Raw genomic sequence first — 20,656 nt, forward strand, 5'->3', positions numbered from 1 at the left:
GCGGGCCGCACGCCGGGCGGGTGTCAGACGGCACGCCGTGCCGAGGAACTGGCCTCTTGCCGTGTGAAAAAATCAACAACCGTCCAGGCAGGGCAATTCGACGATCCCAGAACAGGTTCTTACCAGCTCACTTCGCGGTCGGGCGTTGCGCTGATCTTGTGGATCGACAGGTCGGCACCATCAAACTCTTCTTCCTGCGACAGGCGAAGGCCCACGGTGGCTTTGAGCACGCCATACACCAGCGCGCCCCCCAACAGCGCCCACAGCACGCCCATGGCCGTGCCCATCAGTTGGGCCCACAGGCTCACGCCGCCCAGCCCGCCCAGCGCCTTGCTTCCAAAAATGCCCGCTGCGATGCCGCCCCAGGTGCCGCACAGCCCGTGCAGGGGCCACACGCCCAGCACGTCGTCGATCTTCCAGCGGTTCTGGGTCAGGGTGAACATCACCACAAAGATGCTGCCCGCCACCCCGCCCACCACCAGCGCGCCCAGCGGGTGCATCAGGTCCGAGCCCGCACACACCGCCACCAGCCCGGCCAGCGGGCCGTTGTGCACAAAGCCGGGGTCGTTTTTGCCCAGCACCAGCGCAGCCAGCGTGCCGCCCACCATGGCCATCAGCGAGTTGACCGCCACCAGCCCCGAGAGCTTGTCGACCGTCTGCGCGCTCATCACATTGAAACCAAACCAGCCCACCACCAGCACCCACGCCCCCAGCGCCAGAAACGGGATGTTGGAAGGGGGGTGTGCCGAGATGGCGCCATCCTTGCGGTAGCGGTTGGAGCGCGACCCCAGCAGCAGCACCGCAGGCAGGGCAATCCAGCCCCCCATGGCGTGCACCACCACAGAACCGGCAAAGTCGTGAAAAGCGGCCCCTGTCAGGGCGGTAATGGCAGCCTGGATGCCAAAGTGCCCGTTCCAGGCGATGCCTTCAAAAAATGGATAGACAAAGCCCACGATGGCAGCCGTTGCCAGCAGTTGGGGCCAAAATTTGGCACGCTCGGCAATGCCGCCCGACACAATGGCCGGAATGGCCGCCGCAAACGTGAGCAGAAAGAAGAACTTCACGAGCGCATAGCCGTTGTGCTGGGCCAGGGTTTCTGCACCTACAAAGAAATGGGTGCCATACGCCACGCTGTAGCCCACCACAAAATACACCACCGTGGAAACCGAAAAATCCACCAAAATTTTGACCAGCGCATTCACCTGGTTCTTTTTGCGCACGGTGCCCAGCTCCAAAAACGCAAACCCCGCGTGCATGGCCAACACCATGATGGCGCCCAGCAAAATAAACAGGGCATCGCTGCCCTGTGGGAGTGCATTCATAACTTCCTCGTGCTCAGAATTGATCGGTTCTGGTGCGCTCAAGACGTCGGCGCCAGATTTGCACCAAAATTAAGCAAAATTTGGACCATGAAAACCATACTGGTGCGTGGCCAGCGCGCACCAATATCAGGCACCGTTGTCGTGTGAATCCGAGAAAATTGGGTCAAATATGCCTCTAGCGCTTATGCAGTAAGCGCAAGCAGCTATTGTTTTGATAGTTGTCTAAGCACGAAGCCCTGCCCGGTGCAGAGGGGGCCCTCAGCCCAGCGCCAGCACCTGGGCGGCCAGGGCATCAATGCCGGCCTCAGAAAGATCGTCGCTGGCCAGGCTGTGCCGCGCAGCCCACTGGTGCAGGTGCGTGCTTTGCGATCGGGCATACAGCGGGTCGTAGTGCAGTGCCACCAGCTCGGCGAACAGGGGGGGCAACGCACCTGCCTGTGCCCAGTCTTGCCAGCGTGCAATCACCTGCTTTCCGTGCAACTCTTTGAGCACGCCCAGTTGCTGGGCCAGCAGGTCGGGGTTGTCGCCCAGGTTGGCATAGTCGCGCAGCAAAAAATCCAGGCGCGCAGGCAGGCTGGCTGCTACCTCGATGCAGGGGCTGGCGCGCAGGCGCTGCACCAGGGGCTGGGGCACCGCCACGCGGCCGATTTTGCTGCTCTCGGCCTCGACATAGATGGTGCGCTGCAAATCCAGGGGCTCCAGCGCATGCAGCAGGGCGGTTTCAAAGGCGGTTTGCGAAGGCTGCGCCACCCCCGGCCAGGCGCCCAGCACCGAGCCGCGGTGGCGCGCGCAGGCTTCCAGGTCAAGCACCTGTGCGCCGCGCGCAGCCAGTGCTTGCAGCACGCGCGTTTTGGCGCTGCCGGTGGGGCCGCAAATCACGCGCAGGGGCAGTTGCGGCGCCAACTCGGCCAGCCGGTCGATGACGTGGCGGCGCCACGACTTGTAGCCACCGGCCAGTTGCTGGGCATCCCAGCCCACCAGGCGCAGCCAGGTCACCATCGAGCCGCTGCGCATGCCGCCGCGCCAGCAGTAGATCAGCGGTTTCCAGCTGGCGGGCTGGTCGGCAAACTGCGTGCGCAAATGCCGCGCCAGGTTGGCGGCCACCATGGCGCCACCCACGCGCCGCGCCTCAAAGGCGCCCTGCTGCTTGTAGATGGTGCCAACAATGCGGCGCTCGTCGTCATCCAGCACGGGGCAGTTGATGGCGCCGGGAATATGGTCCAGCGCGTATTCGGCGGGCGACCGCGCATCAATGAGGGTGTGAAACGCGTGGCGGTCTGCCACGCGCACGGGGCTGCGGTGGCTCATGGCTTGCCCCGCGCCGCGCCGCAGGCGGCTGGCACAATGGCGCGCACCATGACTGTTGATTCAAAACCCATTCGTCTTACCCAGTTCTCGCACGGCGGCGGTTGCGGTTGCAAGATAGCGCCGGGCCTGCTGCAAGAGATTTTGGCACGCGCACCGCAGGGCATCGTGCCGCCCGAGCTGCTGGTGGGCACAGAAACCAGCGACGACGCGGCGGTTTACCGCCTCAACGACAGCCAGGCGCTGGTGGCCACCACCGATTTTTTCACCCCCATCGTCGACGACCCGTACGACTTTGGCCGCATTGCCGCCACCAATGCGCTGTCCGACATCTATGCCATGGGCGGCACGCCCATCATGGCGCTGGCACTGGTGGGCATGCCCATTGCCCAGCTGCCACCCGAAGTGATTGGCCGCGTGCTCGAAGGCGGCGCCGCCGTGTGCCGCGAAGCCGGCATCCCCATTGCGGGCGGACATTCGATCGACGTGCTCGAGCCCATCTACGGCCTGGTGGGCCTGGGCCTGGTGCACCCCCAACGCGTGCGCCGCAACGCCGACGCGCAGGCTGGCGACGTGCTGGTGCTGGGCAAGCCGCTGGGTGTGGGCATTCTCTCGGCGGCGCTGAAAAAAGGCATTCTGGATGCCGCTGGCTATGCCGACATGCTGCGCTACACCACGCAGCTCAACCGCGTGGGCATTGCGCTGGGCGCGCTGGAGGGCGTGCACGCCATGACCGACGTCACAGGCTTCGGCCTGGCCGGCCATTTGTTGGAGGTGTGCCGGGGCTCGGGGTTGTCGGCCCGGGTCAATTTGGCCCACGTGCCTTTCATTGAGGCCGCTGCGAAGTTTGCGTTGGATGGCGTGGTGACCGGTGCCTCGGCACGCAACTGGGCCGCCTACGGTGCCGATGTGGCCTGGGCCCCCGGTGCGCCCGAATGGCAGCGCCACCTGCTGACCGACCCCCAAACCAGCGGCGGCCTGCTGGTGAGCTGCAGCCCCGATGCGCTGCAGCAGGTGCTCAACACGTTTCAGCACGCCGGCTTTGCCGCAGCTGCTGCCATTGGCGGTATGCAAGCGCGGGCGCAAGGGCAGGGCAGTCAACTGGTTTGCGGGTGAGTGGGGCGGGCGAAGCAGTGGCGCACTGATTGCCCACAAGTGCGGTGTCGCAGCGCCTGTCGGGCTGGCCCGGGCTTCAAAAAATATCGCGCCCGCGCACCCGGGCCACGATGCGAATGTCTGGCCCCACACGCTCCACCGTAATGAAGTCCATCGCCAAGCCCTGACCCAATGCGTCGAATGGCCCCACGTTGGCCATGCCAAGGCCCGGCCCCAATAAAGTGGGTGCCAGATACACCAGCATTTCGTCGACCAGCCCCTCGCGCACCAACGAGCCATTGAGCTTGTTGCCGGCCTCCACATGCAACTCGTTCACGCCACGCTGGGCCAGGTCGCGCAGCATGGCCTGCAAATCCACTTTGCCCTGCGGGTTGGGCAAATAGACCACTGTGGCACCCCGCGCCTCCAGTGCGGCTTTTTTTTCATCATTTTGGCTTGCAGCGTATATGTAGCAAGCGCGATCAGCTATAAATAAATGAGCATCCGGCGGAGTTTGCAATTGACTGTCTACCACCACCACATGCGGCTGGCGCGGGGTGGGCACTTCGCGGACATCCAGGCGCGGGTTGTCGTCCAGCACCGTGCCAATGCCGGTCAACACCGCACAGGCGCGCGCCCGCCACGCGTGGCCATCGGCGCGGGCAGCCGGCGAGGTGATCCACTGGCTGGCGCCGTTCAGCAATGCCGTAGTGCCGTCCAGCGATGCCGCAGACTTGAGGCGAACCCATGGCGTGCCACGGATCATGCGACTGAAGAAGCCGATATTGAGCTCGCGCGACTCGGCCGAACCCGGGCCGACTTCTACTTGAATGCCCGCAGCGCGTAGCCGCGCAAAGCCCTGGCCCGCAACCAGCGGATTGGGGTCGGCAATAGCCGCCACCACCTTGGCAATGCCCGCCGCCGCCAGCGCATCGCAGCAAGGCCCCGTGCGCCCCTGATGCGCGCAGGGCTCCAGGGTGACATAAGCCGTGGCGCCGCGTACATCCTGCCCGGCAGCCGCTGCGTCGCGCAGCGCCATGATTTCGGCGTGCGGGCCGCCGGCTTGTTGTGTAGAACCCTGGCCGACGACCCGGCCATCCGGTGCCACCAGCACGCAGCCCACGCGGGGGTTGGGGTTGGAAAGAAAAAGCGCCTGGGCAGCGAGCCCAAGCGCTTGGTTCATTAACTCATCAGTGCATGCCATTGGCCGAATGCTAATGCATTCAACCAACTGCAAACGGGACTATTTGTTCCAGCACTCCGTTGCCAGAGCACTGGTAGTGGACGACGCTGCACCTCGCACACCAGTGTGCGTAAGTGTGTAGTTTCCACACTTGTCTCCGACCTGGGCGCCTGCTGGAGTGGCTGTCAACGTGAATGCAGCTCCTGCGGTTGCGCTGGCGGGGGGGGAAGCCACTGCCACCGCATACCGCCCAGACTGAATGGTTGTGAGAGTCGTTGGAAACGACGCTGTCAGCGGGTAGGTGCCCGTGGCAGTTGCGGCCCTTTCCATCCATTGGGCGCCTTGCAGCAATGCCGCACGCGCTTCTGCGCGATGCCCCCGCCGGATGTACTCGTTGTAGCTAGGCATGGCAATGGCCGCGAGAATGCCCACGATGGCCACCACGATCATGACCTCAATGAGCGTAAAGCCCTTGTGTGGATGCTTCATAAGACAGTGTGCTCCTGCTAACTACTGGGGTTATCGCACCTGGCGCCAGCTGGGGCGCAAGGACTGCTCGGGCATCAGGGCAAACTCGTCGTTCCGGTTCTTACCGTCGTCGTCCTTGCCAGTGTGGATCATCTTGTCGCCCCGCTTGATCATCGTTTGCGCACCTGCGGTGACGGACATGCGGGAGGCGCCTTGGTCGGCAGTCAGGCTGTATCCGTTGATGCCATCAGTGTTCATGATTTGCACGTTGGGCCTCTTGCCATCCATGATGTTGATAAACGTGAGGTATTGGCGCTCCTTGTCTACCGAGCCGGCTTCGCAGGTTTCCACGTTGGGGTCCAGTCGCGAGCCCTTGGCAGGCACCTGCGAATACACCGTCAGCAAGTTGCTGCCGTCATACAGGCTCATGGGCTTGAGCAAACGTTCGCGAGTTTCGGGCAAATCCATGTACCAGCCCTTGTGTGTGGCCCAGTCCAGGGCGGTTTTCGTATCGACCGTCCAGAACTGGCGGCCATCACGGGTGTGTACTGGGGTGTTGGGTATTTCCTGCTGCGCGAGGGCAGCTATTGACACGGACTGGGGCAGGTCATCGTCTGATTTCACCAGCGTGCTGCACAGCTTGTCTGTGGTAGAGGTGGATGCGCACACCTCAACACGGTCTTTCTTTGTACCGACCAGCTTGTAGCGTGTGTTGTCCAGCACCGAATACAGCGTCTGTACGTTCGCGTTCTGAGGGTCGTCTTTTGCCAAGTTGCGACCGGTGCCAAAGGCGACCATCATGCCGCCAACGGCCACTGATTTGTCCTTGATATTGTCATTGTTGGTGTCAATCATCATCCTGCGGTCGTTGGCACGCACCGTGGGTGCCACAACGATGGGTTGCGCCAGGGTGCGCGAATTGGGTGAGCCCTGTGTGCCACCCTTGGCCGTGAACAGTGGCACGCCAGTAGTTGTGTGGTTAGTGGTGGTTCCGGCATCGGCACCCCATTGCGAGACACCCCAATTGGCGTGATCGCTGTCGGCAATGAGGAACTTCCACATGTTGCCCTTGAGGTCGCCCGCATACACCACGTCGGGGCGGCCATCGCTGTTGATGTCCACCAGGCGCGGAGCCGAGAGGCCGTTGTCAGTGGTTTTCTCATCGGCACCTGTGGCTGTGGCGCCCGTGGCCACCAAGCGCAGCAACTCCTTGTTGCCATCCAGGTATTGCACCAGCAGCACGGGACGCTCGCTTTTGCTGTTGTAGCCATTGCCCATCACAACAGCCCAGCGGTGGTCTTTGCCGTTCAGTGTGCTGTTCAGGCGCACGATTTGCGTGGTGCGCTGAGGGTTGGTATCGTCCAGCACGGGCTTGGCAACGATATGGCCCGTGTCAGCGGCGGCCAGGCACGCCTCTTTGTTCGCCGCCGGCGTGATGGCAACATTCGCGCAATCACCTACGGTGGCCACCGCTTCAGTGGCGTGGCGGGTTTTGTCCAGCACTACCAGTTGCTGGGCGCTGCCCTCGGCAAAGTTGCCAGCAGCGCCTGCGGTGGTGCCCGGGGTGGTCACGTCCAGCACAAAGTAGCCCTTGCCGCCGACACCCAATGTGCCCACCAACATGGTGCGCCAGTTGGGCGTGTAAGTGGACAAGGCCGTGTCGCCGGTGCCCAGATCGACATCACCGGACATGGGTGAGCCATCCACGGAGTACAGGTGGTTGTCGTTGAAGGTTGGGTCGGCGAGCCGTCCCACAGCGGGTATCACGCCACGAGGCACATACGCCAACTTTTCCGTGCCATTGACAGCCGAGAAACCATGCAGCATGCCGTCATTGCCGCCTACATAAATCATGGGGAGCCGCGTTTGGTGGGTGCGGGTAAATGCGGCGTAGCCCTTCAAGGAGTAGTTGCTGACAGGCGCCGCCAGGTACCACACCTCCGAGTTGACGATGCTGCCTTGGCGTGATTTGCGCTCGCGGAAAGGCTTGGTGGTGGTGTAGTTGGATGGGGCGACGCCCTCCTTGCTGCGGTCGCCCCGGATGAAGTTCAGGCGGTCTTGCCCCAGGCTGTCGCTGGTGCCGTCACTCTTCAAATTAAGAAAAGCTTTCTGCGCGGTACTGAGGTTGGTTTCGTCGCTGGCCCACTTGAAGGGAACACCTCCCTTTTCCGCGCCTGTCGTCGTGTTGGTGATCTTGTTGCTGTAGCTCAGAATCAAGCGGTTGGCAACATTGAAGGCTGCGTCGTCCAGCAGATCGGCGGTGGTTTTGCTGGCCCAGCCCGCGGCAGGTTCGGTGGTTCCGTCGGTTTTCACCGTTTCGGCCTCCACATAGCCTTTCCAGGAGTCTTTGGGCACGTAGTTGGCTACGTATTTGCCCACGTCGGTGCGCGACACGTTGCTGCCACTGGTCGCCGTGGAGCCTCGGTCTGGCTCGTTCTGGGAGCCAATTTGCTTAACGATCATGCGAAACGCTTTTTCGAGGTCGTCGCCTTTTTCCACAGCAAAGAATCGGCCACGGCCATTGAGAGCGGCGTGCCACAGGTCCAGTGAGCGGCGGTCTTCGTCGTTCATGTTGGGCCAGGTCTTGGTGCCGTTCACCAGATTGGGAAAATCGCCGTCATAGCTGAAAGGCACCATCTCGGTGGGCCGGGTGATGTTGTATTTGCTATTGATGAAGTCGGTCTTCCACTGGTAAGCCAATGCGCTGAAGCCAATGGTGTAGGTCACCATATGCGGCCAGTTGGCCGGGTTGTATTTGGGGTTCCAGTATTTGTTCAGTGCTACGCCACCGATGGTTTCAGTCAGTGGGGCCTTATCGTATTCAGCGTCGGGAGACACTGCACCGGTCAGGTTGGCAGGGTCTTGCAGTCTTTCTGACCAGCTCTTGAACGCCCAGTCGGCCAGGGTGTTGTCCGTGCTGTCGCGGTAGAGGTTGGTTTGCCCTGCGTTGGCACCCGTGTTGCTGTATATCGTGCTGCCATCGCCCAAGGTCTTGGACGTTTCGCCATCTATGTTGCCACCCGCTGCATAGGCGTCGTTGTAGCCGTTCCAGCGCCCATCGGTCATCACGATGTGGTAATTGCGGCGGCAGCCCAGGTAGGTCGGGTTGGCCTCGCCCGGCTTGGATGCCCAGGGGCTGTTGGAACTCAGGCCTCGGCGCATATAGTCATCGGCCTGTTTGAACATCCTGTGGGTGGGCGTTCCGCTACCGGGATCCAAGTTGTTCACGAAGCTGATGAAGTTGGTGCGGTGGCTGCCTGCTACGGGGCGCATGGAGTTCGTATTCATGCTGTCGGAGTCCACGCTTTCGGCCCCTGATGACCCGCCATTGTTGTGCAGTACCTGCCAGGCCAGGCGGATCTTGCCGTCTGGCAACAGGGTGGTGTCGTTGAAAACCTTCTTGAGCGCGTATTTGAGTACGTTCATGCGCCGACTGTTTACAGGCCAGGTTCCGTCAGCATTGGGGGTTGTGTTGTTGTTTGCGTCAGTGTAGCCAATACAATTTGAAGCACTTTCCTTGTTCAGGCAGAAATCCATACTGCCCGAGTCATCCACAGAGATGATCACGTTCGGCGCAACATAGGGTTCGACCGTCCCCGGTGGCGACTGCGCAAAATCGAGCGCCCAGACACTGTGCGGCGCCAGTGCCGTACCGACGGCCAGTGCGATAAGGGTTTTCTTGAAATGTGCGCGAGTGTGGGCGTGTTGGGGCATAAGGTGCTCCTGATCGAATAGAGGGCAAGTGCCGGTATGGCTTATTGGTAAGGCGTTAATTGCTATTATTTAAATAGCAAATTCAGTCTTTGTATTTCTGGCGGGCGTAGGTTTGCTGCAGAACTACCTGGGTGACGGGCACGTCTTCGTTGCCCACACGCCTGAGCTTGCGGCCGTGCGCCACCGCGGTGATGCGGTACACCACATTGGGCTGCAGGTTGAGCGCCAAGTGGGTGGTGCCGCCCGCAACGAGGGCCGAATTCCCTGCATCGGCGTCATAGGGCAGAACCTCGATCCAGTACCAGCCGCCTCGCTTCAACTCGTTTGCAGTAGTTCCTTGCTCTCTCAGAATGGGGTTGCTGGCGCTGCCGATTTCTGCGCCGGTGTATTGGCCGTACCGAGCGCCCACGGTGGTGGACATCATCTGGGTGAGTGTCACGTCCACGCCTTCGGTGGTGTTGTCGCTGGCGTTGTTCCAGAAGTCTTGCCGGCCGGTGCGCTTGAGGCAAAGGCCATCTGCGCAACGGGGGGCGTTGCCGGATATCCCTTCAAGGTCGGCCAGCAGCGTGGCGACTTCTTTGGCCTCTAGCGGGATTTGCTTGACGCCGGTAGTGCGGCAGATTGCGCCTGCACCGATGCAGGCGCTGCCATCGGCTTTCTCGCCACGTATGTCCAGTTCTGCGTCTTGCAGCAGGGCCTGGGCGGCTTCAAAGGCGCGCTGGTAGTCGGCATCGTTGCCCACCACCATTTCGTTGAAGAGCGATGTGCGTGAGGCCCACAGCGCCAACAACATGGAGAGCATGACGAAGACGATGACCACGAACAGCGAGATACCGCGTTGGCTCTGCTTTGGGCGCCTGGGCGGGAGGAATTGCATGCGTTGCATGGAGTTACGGTTTGTTGGGGTTAGCCTGCCAGCCCTTGGCTGCGCAGTTGATAAACATTGCGGAAAACCATGTGCATGCGCCGAGTACGGGGGGCACCCAGGGTGGTTATGTTGACGGCGGTTGTGCCGTCGCAGTCGATGTAGGTGCTGCCCGCAGGCAGGTCGATGGGTTCGTTACCGTAGAGCACTAAACAGACCTCCACGCCAAAGACCTGGGCCCAGTTGGTGCCCACTGTGGTGGCATTTGCGTAGCGCATGTTGGGGTTGCCGGAGCCTGCGGCAGTCTGGATGAGGTAACGCACCTGGAAGTTGGCTACGTTGCGGACGATGGGTTGGACCTGGCCGTTGCCATCGCAACGCAGTTCATTGGTGTCTGTGTTTAGCACAAAGCGGCTTTGTACCAATGCGCCGGAGCCATTTCCACCCAGACAGTTGCGCTGGAAAGATTGCTCGGACGCGCTGGTGTACACCGGCTCTGTGTAGTTGCGATAGCCCACGGTGAGTGCGTATTCGCTGGAGCTGGGTGCATCTTTGCCGCTCAGCGTGTCGGTCGCGAGCACGAATTTGCTCCCGTCGCTTGTGTCGGTGTAGTCGGTTTCAAACGCCACTGGGTCGCCCACAAGCGGCGGAGTGGTGTCGCTGGGGTCTTTTGCCGCAGCCAGTTTGAGCTTGAGAGATCCTGCTTGGCGCAGCTGCAGACCAATGACGCGAAAGGCATAGGATGCTTGCTGCTGGATTTCGCTGGCGTCGCTGACGGTGCCGGAGACACCGCGCGAAACCATGAGCGCACCCATGGCCACTGCAATAGTCAGCAGGCCGATGGTGATACCCACCAGCAATTCGATAAGGGTAACGCCGCGCTGGGAGGCGGGTCGTTTCTTTAGGTGTTTTATGCCGGGCATGTCTGAAAGTCTTGTAATGCGATGGTGCCTCTGCATCAGGACTGGGGGCCTGGGCAGAAGTACTGAACTGTGGCACCCGCAAAATACGGTGCGCAACGGCCGCTGACGGGGATGTATTGCAGGTGGCATGTGAAGCCAGCGTCGCAAGTGGCAGCGCCGCCTCCACCCAGTGCAGTAGATGCCGTGTCTAACTCGGTTTTGTAGGCGTCGCTGGTGTCGCGTTCGTTCTCGCGCCAGCGAATCATCACGCCAAGTTGGCGGCGATTGGTGTCGGCGGTCTCGCCTGCTGCAACGAAAACATTGGCGTCGCCGAGCGGAAGCGCGCGTTCCACCGCACGTTTCCATTCACGCAGGTCGTAGGCAGCAAAATCGGCGTGTGCGCATGCGCTGCTGTCGCAGAGTGTGCCTGCTTGCGCGGTGGGGGCAGCACCCGAGCGCCAGCCAATCGTGTAGCTATTGATGCTGCCCATTGCGTTGGGGTGCACTTTCATGCGTTCACTCAGGTCTTCGATCAGACGAATGGCCTGTGCCCGCCGCACGCTGGTTTGCGTATCTGTCAGGGTGCGCATTTGCACGCCCAGGATGCCCAGAATGCCCAGGGATGCGACGACGATGGCCACCAGTGACTCGATCAATGTAATGCCGCGCTGGGAGTGGTGACGTGTGTATGGCATGGGTTTTAACCGGAGCATGGAATATCTGCTGGATCGCTGGTGATTCGGATTCGCCCGCCAGAACTTGAACACAGGCCACGTGCTGCCGAATTGTTCGTAGATTTGTTCAGAGGCACGAGGGAGAACCCGTAAGGGGCATTAGGCCTACCCCAGCGGTCAAAGCGGATGCTGACGCTATTGGTGGAGCGAGTAACTTCCACGTTTGTGGGTGCAGGGAAACGTTGCAGGACTTCTTCCCCCGAATCTAGAGTGCCGTCGCCATCGGTGTCCACGAAGACAAACCAGCCACAGTCCCAAGCTGCCGCGCCTGACGCCAGGGTGCAACCGTTGGTGCCCGTGGGCTCTTTTCGGATGGTGACATTGCCCCCACGTTTGATAGCTTCAGAGCGCGTGTAATACAGCGTGGATTGCAAACCTTCCACCGCCTGACGCACGCGCCAACGCTCAATAAGTGGGGTAAAGCTCGGGCCTGCCAGTGCCGCCAGCACGGCAATGATGGCCACAACCACCATGACTTCGAGAAGCGTAAAGCCACGCATGCGCCGATAGACGGCAGTGCGTGACGGCATGTGCGTGGTAAGGCGAATAGACAAAAAGAAAGGCATGTAACGCATGGTAGTGGTTAGATGCCTGATGGCCAGCGGGTGCTGATGAGTGGCGCGGGCGCCCCGACCAGTGGTCGGCTGAGTGTGGTTTGTGTGCCGATTCAGCGCTTTGTGTACCCCAGGCACGCCCCCGCGTTGGGTAGCCCTTTGCATTCCCGGTACAGGCGCCGGTCGCGCTCAGCGGTGCTTTCTTCCGACGAGCTGCGCTGGTGTTTGACTTTGACCGAGCCCTTCTTCTTGGCGGTTGCTTCTGTGGCGCTCTTTTGGGGCGCAGCATGCGCACTGTTTGGCAAGGCCATCAGGCCCCATGCCATGCAGGCACACAGAATCGCGGCGCAGGTGCCTTGGGTGCGCGGGTGGCGCAGGGGTTGGTAACTTTGGGTGGGGTGCATGAGTGCTCCATGGCGGGCGGGTTGGCTGGGCGGGTTGAGGCGGCATCCCGTACGATGCGGCTTGTCATTTTCCACGCCCATCGTGCCATGCGCCAAGCTGTCCTGAACCTCGAAGAATCCCGCATCCGCGAAGTTGCCAATGTTGGCTTGGGGCGCAGCGATGTGCTGGCCTTCTGGTTTGGCGAGAGTGACGAGGGCACGCCCGATGTGGTGCGCCAGGCGGCTATCGACTCGCTGCAGCGCGGCGAAACGTTTTATGCGCACAACCTGGGCTTGCCCGAGTTGCGCGCCGAAGTGGCGGCCTACACCAGTCGGTTGCACCGGCCCGTGGGCGCTGACCGTATTGCCATCACTTCGGGCGGCGTCAATGCGCTGATGCTGGCGGTGCAGGCGCTGGTGGATGCGGGCGATGAGGTGGTCGCCATCACGCCGGTGTGGCCCAACCTGACGGCGCAGCCCTTGATCATGGGGGCAAATTTGCGCTGCGTGTCGTTGCGCCCCCAGCCGGGCGGCGCTTGGGCGCTGGACATGCCCGAGTTGCTGGCGGCCATCACCCCGGCCACGCGGTTGCTGGTGGTGAACGCGCCCAACAACCCCACGGGCTGGACGCTGACCGGGTCGGAGCAACAAACCATATTGGCGCATTGCCGCGCCACAGGCACCTGGATCCTGGCCGACGAGGTGTATGAGCGCCTGTATTACGAGCCCACCGCCAATGGTTGCGCCCCCAGTTTTTTGGATATTGCCGAGCCTGAGGACCGACTTGTGGTGGTGCACAGCTTCTCCAAAAGTTTCTTGATGACGGGCTGGCGACTGGGCTGGCTGGTGATGCCGCCATCAATGACGCACCACATGGGCAAGCTGGTGGAGTTCAATACCTCGTGCACCAGCGTGTTCACACAGCGGGCGGGCATTGCCGCCTTGCAGCATGCTGACCAGATCACGCCACGCGTGGTGGCGCACCTGCAGCAGTGCCGCGACACCCTGGTGCCGCTGTTGCAGGCGCTGCCCGGCGTGGAGGTGGCCAGCGCGCGCGGTGGCATGTATGCGTTCTTTCGCCTGCCGGGGCATGATGATTCGCTGACCACCGCCAAACGCCTGGTGGCCGAGGCGGGGCTGGGCCTGGCGCCCGGCAATGCCTTTGGCGATGAGGCGCAGGGCTGGCTGCGCTGGTGCTTTGCCTCCAAAGACCCGCAGCGCCTGGTGCAGGGGGTGGGGCGGCTAAAAAACTGGCTCGGGTTATAATTTGCGGGTTTTGCACGGTGCAAGACGCACGCCAATGGCCGTTCCAGCCGCTGGCGCAAGTAAAAACTATTGACCTGCGGCATTGCTGCCGGTCTCCATCAAGGAAAAATCAATGATCGCATCCTCTATCAAGGCCGAAGTTGTCAAGGCCAATGCACGCGCTGCCAACGACACGGGCAGCCCAGAAGTGCAAGTGGCCCTGCTGACGGCCCGCATCAACGAACTGACCCCTCACTTCAAGACGCACGCCAAGGACCACCACGGTCGCCGCGGCCTGCTGCGCATGGTGAGCCGTCGTCGCAAGCTGCTGGACTACCTCAAGGCCAAGGACGCCGACCGTTACACCGCACTGATCGCCAAGCTGGGTCTGCGCAAGTAATCTGATTTGCATGTCAAAACGCCTGGGTTAGTCCGCTAGCTCAGGCGTTTTTTACTTCGGAGCCGCAAAACAGAGCGAAGCTGTGTCATTCCAATGGCCTTGATCCCACACTGGTGGCAGGCAAGTTCACTGGAATGGCATCGTGTTCTGAATTGCCCTCCAAGCCAATCTGGCAGAGCGCTGCCAGCTATTAAAACAGGAGCTGAACATGAGCATTTTCAACAAAATCACCAAGACTTTCCAATGGGGTGACAAGACCGTCATCATGGAAACGGGCGAAATCGCCCGCCAGGCCGGTGGTGCCGTGCTGGTGAACATCGACGACACCGTGGTGCTGGCCACCGTGGTGGCCTCCAAGGTGGCCAAGGCGGGGCAAGACTTCTTCCCGCTGACGGTGGATTACATCGAGAAGACCTACGCTGCGGGCAAGATCCCCGGCAGCTTTTTCAAGCGCGAAGCCAAGCCCAGCGAGCACGAAACCCTCACCAGCCGCCTGATCGACCGCCCGATCCGCCCGCTGTTCCCCGAAGGTTTCTACAACGACGTGCATGTGGTCATCCACACGGTGTCGCTGAACCCTGAAGTCGATGCCGACATTGCCGCCCTGATTGCCACCAGCGCTGCGCTGGCCATCTCGGGCATTCCGTTCAGTGGCCCGATTGGCGCTGCGCGCGTGGGCTATATCAACGGCGAATATGTGCTCAACCCCGGTCAGACGGCGCGCAAGAGCTCGCAGATGGACCTGGTCGTGGCCGGCACCGAAGCGGCTGTGCTGATGGTCGAATCCGAGGCGCAGCAACTGTCCGAAGAAATCATGCTGGGTGCCGTGGTGTTCGGTCACCAGCAGGGCAATGTGGCCATCAATGCCATTCATGATCTGGTGCGTGAAGCCGGCAAGCCCATGTGGGACTGGAAGGCGCCCGCCAAGGACGAGTCGCTCATCGCCAAGGTGACGGCCCTGGCCGAAGACAAGCTGCGCGCTGCCTACCAGATCCGCAACAAGCAGGCCCGCACGCACGCTTGCCGCGAAGCCTATGCCGTGGTCATGGCCGACCTGAAGGAAGACGGCGTTGCATTCGACAGCGTCAAGGTCGAAGGCATGCTGTTCGACATCGAGGCACGCATTGTGCGCAGCCAGATCCTGGCCGGTGAGCCCCGCATCGACGGCCGCGACACGCGCACCGTGCGCCCTATTGAGATCCGCAGCAGCGTGCTGCCCCGCGCACACGGCTCGTCGCTGTTCACGCGTGGCGAAACCCAGGCGCTGGTGGTGACCACGCTGGGCACCGAGCGCGATGCACAGCGCATTGATGCGCTGGCCGGCGAGTACGAAGACCGCTTCATGATGCACTACAACATGCCTCCCTTTGCCACGGGCGAAGTGGGCCGCATGGGCAGCACCAAGCGCCGCGAAATCGGCCACGGCCGTCTGGCCAAGCGTGCTCTGGTGGCGGTGTTGCCAACCAAGGAAGAATTCCCCTACACCATGCGCGTGGTGTCGGAAATCACCGAGTCCAATGGCTCGTCGTCGATGGCTTCGGTCTGCGGCGGCTGCCTGTCCATGATGGACGCTGGCGTGCCCATGAAGGCGCATGTGGCCGGTATCGCCATGGGCCTGATCAAGGAAGACAACCGTTTTGCCGTGCTGACCGACATCCTGGGCGATGAAGATCACCTGGGCGACATGGACTTCAAGGTGGCGGGCACCACCGCCGGTATCACGGCGCTGCAGATGGACATCAAGATCCAGGGCATCACCAAGGAAATCATGCAGGTTGCCCTGGCACAGGCCAAGGAAGCGCGCATTCACATCCTGGGCAAGATGCAGGAAGCCATGGGCGAAGCCAAGACCGAAGTGAGCAACTTCGCGCCCAAGCTGTACACCATGAAGATCAACCCCGAGAAGATCCGTGACGTGATCGGCAAGGGCGGCGCCGTGATCCGTGCGCTGACCGAAGAAACCGGTTGCCAGATCAACATCGAGGAAGACGGCACCATCACCATCGCCGCCACCGACAACGCCAAGGCCGACGAAGCCAAGCGCCGCATCGAGCAGATCACGGCCGAAGTCGAAATCGGCAAGATCTACGAAGGCCCGGTCACCAAGATCCTGGACTTCGGCGCCCTCATCAACCTGCTGCCCGGCAAGGACGGCCTGCTGCACATCAGCCAGATCGCGCACGAGCGCGTCGAGCGCGTGGGCGACTACCTGACCGAAGGCCAGATCGTCAAGGTCAAGGTCATGGAAACCGACGAAAAGGGCCGCGTCAAGCTGTCCATGAAGGCCCTGGCCGAGCGTCCCGCTGGCGGCAGCGATCGTCCCGCACCGGCTGAGCGTGGTGACCGTGGTGGCGATCGCGGTGGCGAGCGCCGTGATGGCGGTCGTGATCGCCAGTCCGCCGATCAGCAGCAACAGCAGCAGCAAGCGGTGCCTTCCGAAGGCAGCGCAGGTCAGCTGAACGGTTGATTGATCTGCTATTGATATAAGAGCTGCTGGCGCTTATCCATCAAGCGCTAGCGGCCAAAATCATTCAGATTGACGTGCGAAGGATTCCTGTATGCGCGCTGTAGAAATCACTGCCTTTGGTGCCGCCGATGTGCTGCGCCTGGGCGAGCGCCCCAAGCCCCAGGCGGGGGAGGGCGAGTTGCTGATTCGCGTCAGTGCGAGCGGTATCAATCGGCCCGATGTGCTGCAACGCCTGGGGCATTACGCGCCTCCACCTGGCGCCACCGATCTGCCGGGGCTGGAGGTGGCGGGTGTTGTCGAAAGCGGCGATGCGGCGGCCCTGATGCACGCCGGCTTGCAGGTGGGCGATCGCGTTTGCGCGCTGGTGGCTGGTGGCGGCTACGCCGAGTGGTGCGTGGCGCCCGTCGAGCAGTGCCTGCCAGTGCCCGCGGGGCTTTCCGACATTGAGGCGGCATCTCTGCCCGAAACCTTCTTCACGGTGTGGAGCAATGTGTTTGACCGGGGTCGTCTGCAGGCAGGCGAAACCCTGATGGTGCAGGGCGGCACCAGCGGCATTGGCGTTACCGCCATTCAGTTGGCGCGCGCTATGGGTGCCACGGTGATCGTGACGGCGGGCAGCGATGAAAAATGTGCAGCCTGCCTGGCACTGGGCGCGCACCACGCCATCAACTACAAGACCCAGGATTTTGTCGAGGAAGCAAAACGCATCACTGCCGGCAAAGGCGTGGATGTGGTGCTCGACATGGTTGCCGGCGACTATGTGGCGCGCGAGGTGGAGTGCCTGGCCGAAGATGGCCGCCTGGTCATCATCGCCGTGCAGGGCGGGGTCAAGAGCGCCTTCAATGCGGGCCTGGTGCTGCGGCGCCGGCTGACCATTACGGGCTCCACCCTGCGTCCACGCCCCGTGGCGTTCAAGGGAGCCATTGCGCGCGCGCTGCGCGAGCATGTCTGGCCCCTGATTGCGGCGGGCACGGTTCGCCCCGTCATCTATCGCACTTTTGCGGCGGCGGATGCGGCGCAGGCCCATGCGCTGATGGAATCCAACCAGCACACAGGCAAGATTGTTTTGACGTGGTCATCATGAAAAAGAAACTCATCGCTGGAAACTGGAAGATGAATGGCAGCCTGGCTGCCAACGAGGCACTGGTGCGGGCCCTTGTCGCCGGCATGGGGCAACCCGCCTGTGATGTGGCGGTCGCCGTGCCGGCACCGTATCTGGCCCAGGTGGCGGGCATCGCGGCGGGGTCTGCGCTGGCGCTGGCCGCACAGGATGTCTCGGTGCATGAGATGGGTGCCTACACGGGCGAGACATCGGCGGCCATGCTCAAGGAGTTTGGCGTGCGGTATGTGCTGGTGGGGCACTCGGAGCGGCGCCAGTACCACGGCGAGAGCGATACCGTGGTGGCCGTCAAGGCGCAACGGGCGCTGGCGCAGGGCATCACGCCCATCGTATGTGTGGGCGAAACCCTGGCCGAGCGCGAAGCCGGACAAACCGAGGTGGTCGTCAAGCGCCAGTTGGCGGCGGTGATACACCTCAATGGCCACTGCATCAGCGAAATCGTGGTGGCTTATGAACCCGTCTGGGCGATTGGAACAGGGCGCACGGCGTCGCCAGAGCAGGCCCAGCAAGTGCATGCCGTTTTGCGTGCCCAGCTGGCAGCAGCCAGTGAACACGCAGACCGGATTCGCCTGCTGTATGGCGGCAGCATGAACGCGGCCAACGCCGCGCAACTGCTGGCACAACCGGACATCGACGGTGGCTTGGTTGGCGGCGCGGCCTTGAAAGCCCAAGACTTTTTGCAAATTATTGCCGCAGCCCAATAAGGGCGTGCGCTTCAAGCTATCAAATTAGGAGTAAACAGAGAATGAGCGTGCTTGTAAATGTGATTTTGGGTGTGCAGATGCTGACGGCTCTGGGCATGATTGGCCTGATCCTGGTTCAGCATGGGAAGGGCGCAGACATGGGGGCAGCGTTTGGCAGTGGCAGTTCGGGTAGCCTGTTTGGCGCCAGTGGCAGTGCCAACTTTCTTTCGCGCACCACGGGCGTGCTGGCAACGGTGTTTTTTGTGGCAACTCTGGCGCTGGCCTATTTTGGCAACGCGCGTCCCACCGGTTCGGGCAGCGTGCTGGAAACGCCAGCCGCTGTGGCTCCCGCTACGCCGGTAAATGGGCCTGCGGATGCTGGTTCTAATGCAGCGGTGCCCGCACCTGCGGCTGCTGCTTCGGGTGCCGGCCAGATCCCGACGAAATAATCTGCACTAAATTGGGTTTCAGGCTCTGGGGAAGGGTTTTTCCGGAGTAGAATCCCGGATTGTCTGGGAAGCCAAAACCGCAAGGTTCCTCATGCCATCCAGATAAAAAACAGCCGTCGTGGTGAAATTGGTAGACACGCTATCTTGAGGGGGTAGTGGCGAAAGCTGTGCGAGTTCGAGTCTCGCCGACGGCACCAAAACATAGGCCAGCCTGCATGACCCGGCCAGGGTTCTTGCAGGCTAGGTCACAGCGGTGAGCACATCCTCCAGATGAATCTCGAACAGTACCTCCCCGTCCTCTTGTTTATCCTGGTTGGCATTGCTGTAGGTATAGTGCCGCTGGTTTTAGGATATGTGCTGGGCCCCAATCGCCCGGACGCCGCAAAAAATTCCCCTTACGAATGTGGGTTTGAAGCCTTCGAAGATGCGCGCATGAAGTTCGATGTGCGCTATTACCTCGTGGCCATTCTTTTCATTCTGTTCGATCTGGAAATCGCCTTTCTTTTCCCCTGGGCTGTCTCGCTGCAGGAGGTGGGGGTGACCGGCTTTGTGGCCGTGGTGATCTTCCTCGCCATCCTTGTCGTGGGTTTTGCCTACGAGTGGAAAAAAGGCGCCCTGAATTGGGAATGAACGGGCTGCAACAAGGACTGATGCAATGATTGAAGGCGTGATGAAGGAAGGCTTCATCACCACGAGTTACGACTCTGTGGTGAACTGGGCCAAGACCGGATCCCTGTGGCCCATGACCTTTGGTTTGGCGTGCTGTGCGGTCGAGATGATGCACGCGGCCGCTGCGCGCTACGACATTGGTCGTTTTGGCGCCGAGGTGTTTCGCGCCAGCCCGCGCCAGTCCGATCTGATGATTGTGGCGGGCACCCTGTGCAACAAGATGGCTCCTGCCCTGCGCAAGGTATATGACCAGATGTCGGAGCCCCGGTGGGTGCTGTCGATGGGGTCCTGCGCCAATGGCGGTGGTTACTACCACTACAGTTATTCCGTGGTGCGTGGCTGCGACCGTATCGTGCCGGTCGATGTGTATGTGCCTGGCTGCCCACCCACGGCCGAAGCGTTGATCTACGGGATCATCCAGTTGCAGCAGAAGATTCGCCGCACCAACACCATTGCTCGTGTCTGAAGGGTTGATGATGACTGCAGTTGCCATTCGGCCTGAAAAACTCAAAGACAACATTGCTGCGGCGCTGGGTGCCAAGGTGCGGCAGATCACGGTGGCTCTGGACGAGGTGACCGTGGTGGTTGCCGCTGCTGACTACCTGGAGGCCATGCGTGTGTTGCGCGATGCCGATGGCTGCCGTTTTGAGCAGCTGATCGACCTTTGCGGGGTGGATTACTCGGCCTATGCAGATGCCGTGAACGAAGGTGCGCGCTATTGTGTGGTGTCGCATCTGCTGTCTGTCAGTCTCAACCAGCGCGCGCGCGTCAAGGTGTTCTGCCCGGACGATGATTTTCCGGTGGTGGCCTCGGTCACCGAGTTGTGGAATTCGGCCAACTGGTTTGAGCGCGAGGCGTTCGACCTGTTTGGTATCGTTTTCGATGGTCACAACGATTTGCGCCGCATCCTGACCGACTACGGGTTTATTGGTCATCCCTTCCGCAAGGATTTCCCGCTGTCCGGACATGTGGAGATGCGCTACGACGCCGAGCAGCGGCGCGTGGTTTATGAGCCAGTTTCCATCGAGCCGCGAGAAATCACGCCCCGCATCATTCGCGAAGACAAGTACGGAGGCCTGCACTGAGCCGCTGGGCGAC

At 61.6% G+C, this 20,656-nt stretch carries 20 protein-coding genes and 1 tRNA gene; 11 read left to right on the forward strand and 10 right to left on the reverse strand.

Annotated features, from left to right (window positions below):
- Window positions 1-119: 119 nt before the first annotated feature.
- On the reverse strand, window positions 120-1,322 hold the full coding sequence (locus K226_RS0108845; RefSeq protein WP_024814458.1) for an ammonium transporter: 1,203 nt from the start codon (window positions 1,320-1,322) through the stop codon (window positions 120-122).
- A gap of 258 nt (window positions 1,323-1,580) precedes the next feature.
- A complete protein-coding gene (gene mnmH / locus K226_RS0108850) occupies window positions 1,581-2,630 on the reverse strand; it encodes a tRNA 2-selenouridine(34) synthase MnmH (RefSeq protein ID WP_024814459.1) in 1,050 nt (349 codons plus the stop codon).
- A gap of 36 nt (window positions 2,631-2,666) precedes the next feature.
- On the opposite strand from mnmH, the gene selD reads away from it, so the two are divergent.
- Window positions 2,667-3,743 carry a selenide, water dikinase SelD gene (selD, locus tag K226_RS0108855; RefSeq protein WP_024814460.1) on the forward strand — a complete coding sequence of 359 codons (1,077 nt, stop codon included), beginning with the start codon at window positions 2,667-2,669 and terminating at the stop codon, window positions 3,741-3,743.
- 76 nt (window positions 3,744-3,819) lie between these two features.
- Here selD and ribD read toward each other — a convergent pair whose 3' ends face one another.
- The 8 genes from ribD to K226_RS18830 form a co-directional block, all read right to left on the reverse strand.
- Complete coding sequence (gene ribD / locus K226_RS0108860) at window positions 3,820-4,926, reverse strand: bifunctional diaminohydroxyphosphoribosylaminopyrimidine deaminase/5-amino-6-(5-phosphoribosylamino)uracil reductase RibD (RefSeq protein WP_024814461.1); 1,107 nt, start codon at window positions 4,924-4,926, stop codon at window positions 3,820-3,822.
- A gap of 39 nt (window positions 4,927-4,965) precedes the next feature.
- Window positions 4,966-5,394 carry a type IV pilin protein gene (locus K226_RS0108865; protein WP_024814462.1) on the reverse strand — a complete coding sequence of 143 codons (429 nt, stop codon included), beginning with the start codon at window positions 5,392-5,394 and terminating at the stop codon, window positions 4,966-4,968.
- A 30-nt stretch (window positions 5,395-5,424) separates the two neighbouring features.
- Window positions 5,425-9,087 (reverse strand): pilus assembly protein, encoded by a 3,663-nt coding sequence (locus K226_RS0108870; protein ID WP_024814463.1) that lies wholly within the window; start codon window positions 9,085-9,087, stop codon window positions 5,425-5,427.
- Window positions 9,088-9,169: 82 nt separating this feature from the next.
- Window positions 9,170-9,964 carry a PilX N-terminal domain-containing pilus assembly protein gene (locus K226_RS0108875; RefSeq protein WP_024814464.1) on the reverse strand — a complete coding sequence of 265 codons (795 nt, stop codon included), beginning with the start codon at window positions 9,962-9,964 and terminating at the stop codon, window positions 9,170-9,172.
- 29 nt (window positions 9,965-9,993) lie between these two features.
- Window positions 9,994-10,875, reverse strand: coding sequence for a PilW family protein (locus tag K226_RS0108880; RefSeq protein ID WP_024814465.1), 882 nt, complete (start codon window positions 10,873-10,875; stop codon window positions 9,994-9,996).
- A 35-nt stretch (window positions 10,876-10,910) separates the two neighbouring features.
- Window positions 10,911-11,549 carry a type IV pilus modification protein PilV gene (gene pilV / locus K226_RS0108885; RefSeq protein ID WP_024814466.1) on the reverse strand — a complete coding sequence of 213 codons (639 nt, stop codon included), beginning with the start codon at window positions 11,547-11,549 and terminating at the stop codon, window positions 10,911-10,913.
- 5 nt (window positions 11,550-11,554) lie between these two features.
- Window positions 11,555-12,118, reverse strand: a complete 564-nt coding sequence (locus tag K226_RS19460) for a GspH/FimT family protein (RefSeq protein ID WP_081739343.1) — start codon at window positions 12,116-12,118, stop codon at window positions 11,555-11,557.
- Window positions 12,119-12,255: 137 nt separating this feature from the next.
- Window positions 12,256-12,546, reverse strand: coding sequence for a hypothetical protein (locus K226_RS18830; RefSeq protein WP_051463524.1), 291 nt, complete (start codon window positions 12,544-12,546; stop codon window positions 12,256-12,258).
- Window positions 12,547-12,633: 87 nt separating this feature from the next.
- Here K226_RS18830 and K226_RS0108895 point away from each other — a divergent pair, with 87 nt between their 5' ends.
- The 10 genes from K226_RS0108895 (at window position 12,634) to K226_RS0108940 (ending at window position 20,643) form a co-directional block, all read left to right on the forward strand.
- The gene (locus K226_RS0108895; protein ID WP_024814468.1) at window positions 12,634-13,791 is read left to right on the forward strand and encodes a pyridoxal phosphate-dependent aminotransferase; all 1,158 of its coding nucleotides are present in this window, start codon (window positions 12,634-12,636) and stop codon (window positions 13,789-13,791) included.
- A gap of 112 nt (window positions 13,792-13,903) precedes the next feature.
- On the forward strand, window positions 13,904-14,170 hold the full coding sequence (gene rpsO / locus K226_RS0108900; RefSeq protein WP_005793232.1) for a 30S ribosomal protein S15: 267 nt from the start codon (window positions 13,904-13,906) through the stop codon (window positions 14,168-14,170).
- Between the two features lie 208 nt (window positions 14,171-14,378).
- Window positions 14,379-16,637, forward strand: a complete 2,259-nt coding sequence (gene pnp, locus K226_RS0108905) for a polyribonucleotide nucleotidyltransferase (protein ID WP_024814469.1) — start codon at window positions 14,379-14,381, stop codon at window positions 16,635-16,637.
- A gap of 91 nt (window positions 16,638-16,728) precedes the next feature.
- On the forward strand, window positions 16,729-17,721 hold the full coding sequence (locus K226_RS0108910; RefSeq protein ID WP_024814470.1) for an NAD(P)H-quinone oxidoreductase: 993 nt from the start codon (window positions 16,729-16,731) through the stop codon (window positions 17,719-17,721).
- Window positions 17,718-18,461 (forward strand): triose-phosphate isomerase, encoded by a 744-nt coding sequence (gene tpiA, locus K226_RS0108915; protein ID WP_035240947.1) that lies wholly within the window; start codon window positions 17,718-17,720, stop codon window positions 18,459-18,461. Before K226_RS0108910 ends, tpiA begins: the two co-directional genes overlap by 4 nt.
- Before the next feature lie 41 nt (window positions 18,462-18,502).
- A complete protein-coding gene (gene secG, locus K226_RS0108920; protein WP_024814472.1) occupies window positions 18,503-18,889 on the forward strand; it encodes a preprotein translocase subunit SecG in 387 nt (128 codons plus the stop codon).
- 112 nt (window positions 18,890-19,001) lie between these two features.
- Window positions 19,002-19,086: transfer RNA gene (locus K226_RS0108925), tRNA-Leu, on the forward strand.
- A gap of 73 nt (window positions 19,087-19,159) precedes the next feature.
- Window positions 19,160-19,519, forward strand: a complete 360-nt coding sequence (locus tag K226_RS0108930) for an NADH-quinone oxidoreductase subunit A (protein WP_024814473.1) — start codon at window positions 19,160-19,162, stop codon at window positions 19,517-19,519.
- A 25-nt stretch (window positions 19,520-19,544) separates the two neighbouring features.
- Complete coding sequence (locus K226_RS0108935) at window positions 19,545-20,024, forward strand: NADH-quinone oxidoreductase subunit B family protein (protein WP_007849129.1); 480 nt, start codon at window positions 19,545-19,547, stop codon at window positions 20,022-20,024.
- Between the two features lie 10 nt (window positions 20,025-20,034).
- Window positions 20,035-20,643 carry an NADH-quinone oxidoreductase subunit C gene (locus tag K226_RS0108940; protein ID WP_024814474.1) on the forward strand — a complete coding sequence of 203 codons (609 nt, stop codon included), beginning with the start codon at window positions 20,035-20,037 and terminating at the stop codon, window positions 20,641-20,643.
- The last annotated feature ends 13 nt before the right edge of the window (window positions 20,644-20,656 follow it).

It is taken from the genome of Acidovorax sp. JHL-3 (assembly GCF_000526295.1).
GTDB classification, from domain to species: domain Bacteria; phylum Pseudomonadota; class Gammaproteobacteria; order Burkholderiales; family Burkholderiaceae_C; genus Acidovorax; species Acidovorax defluvii.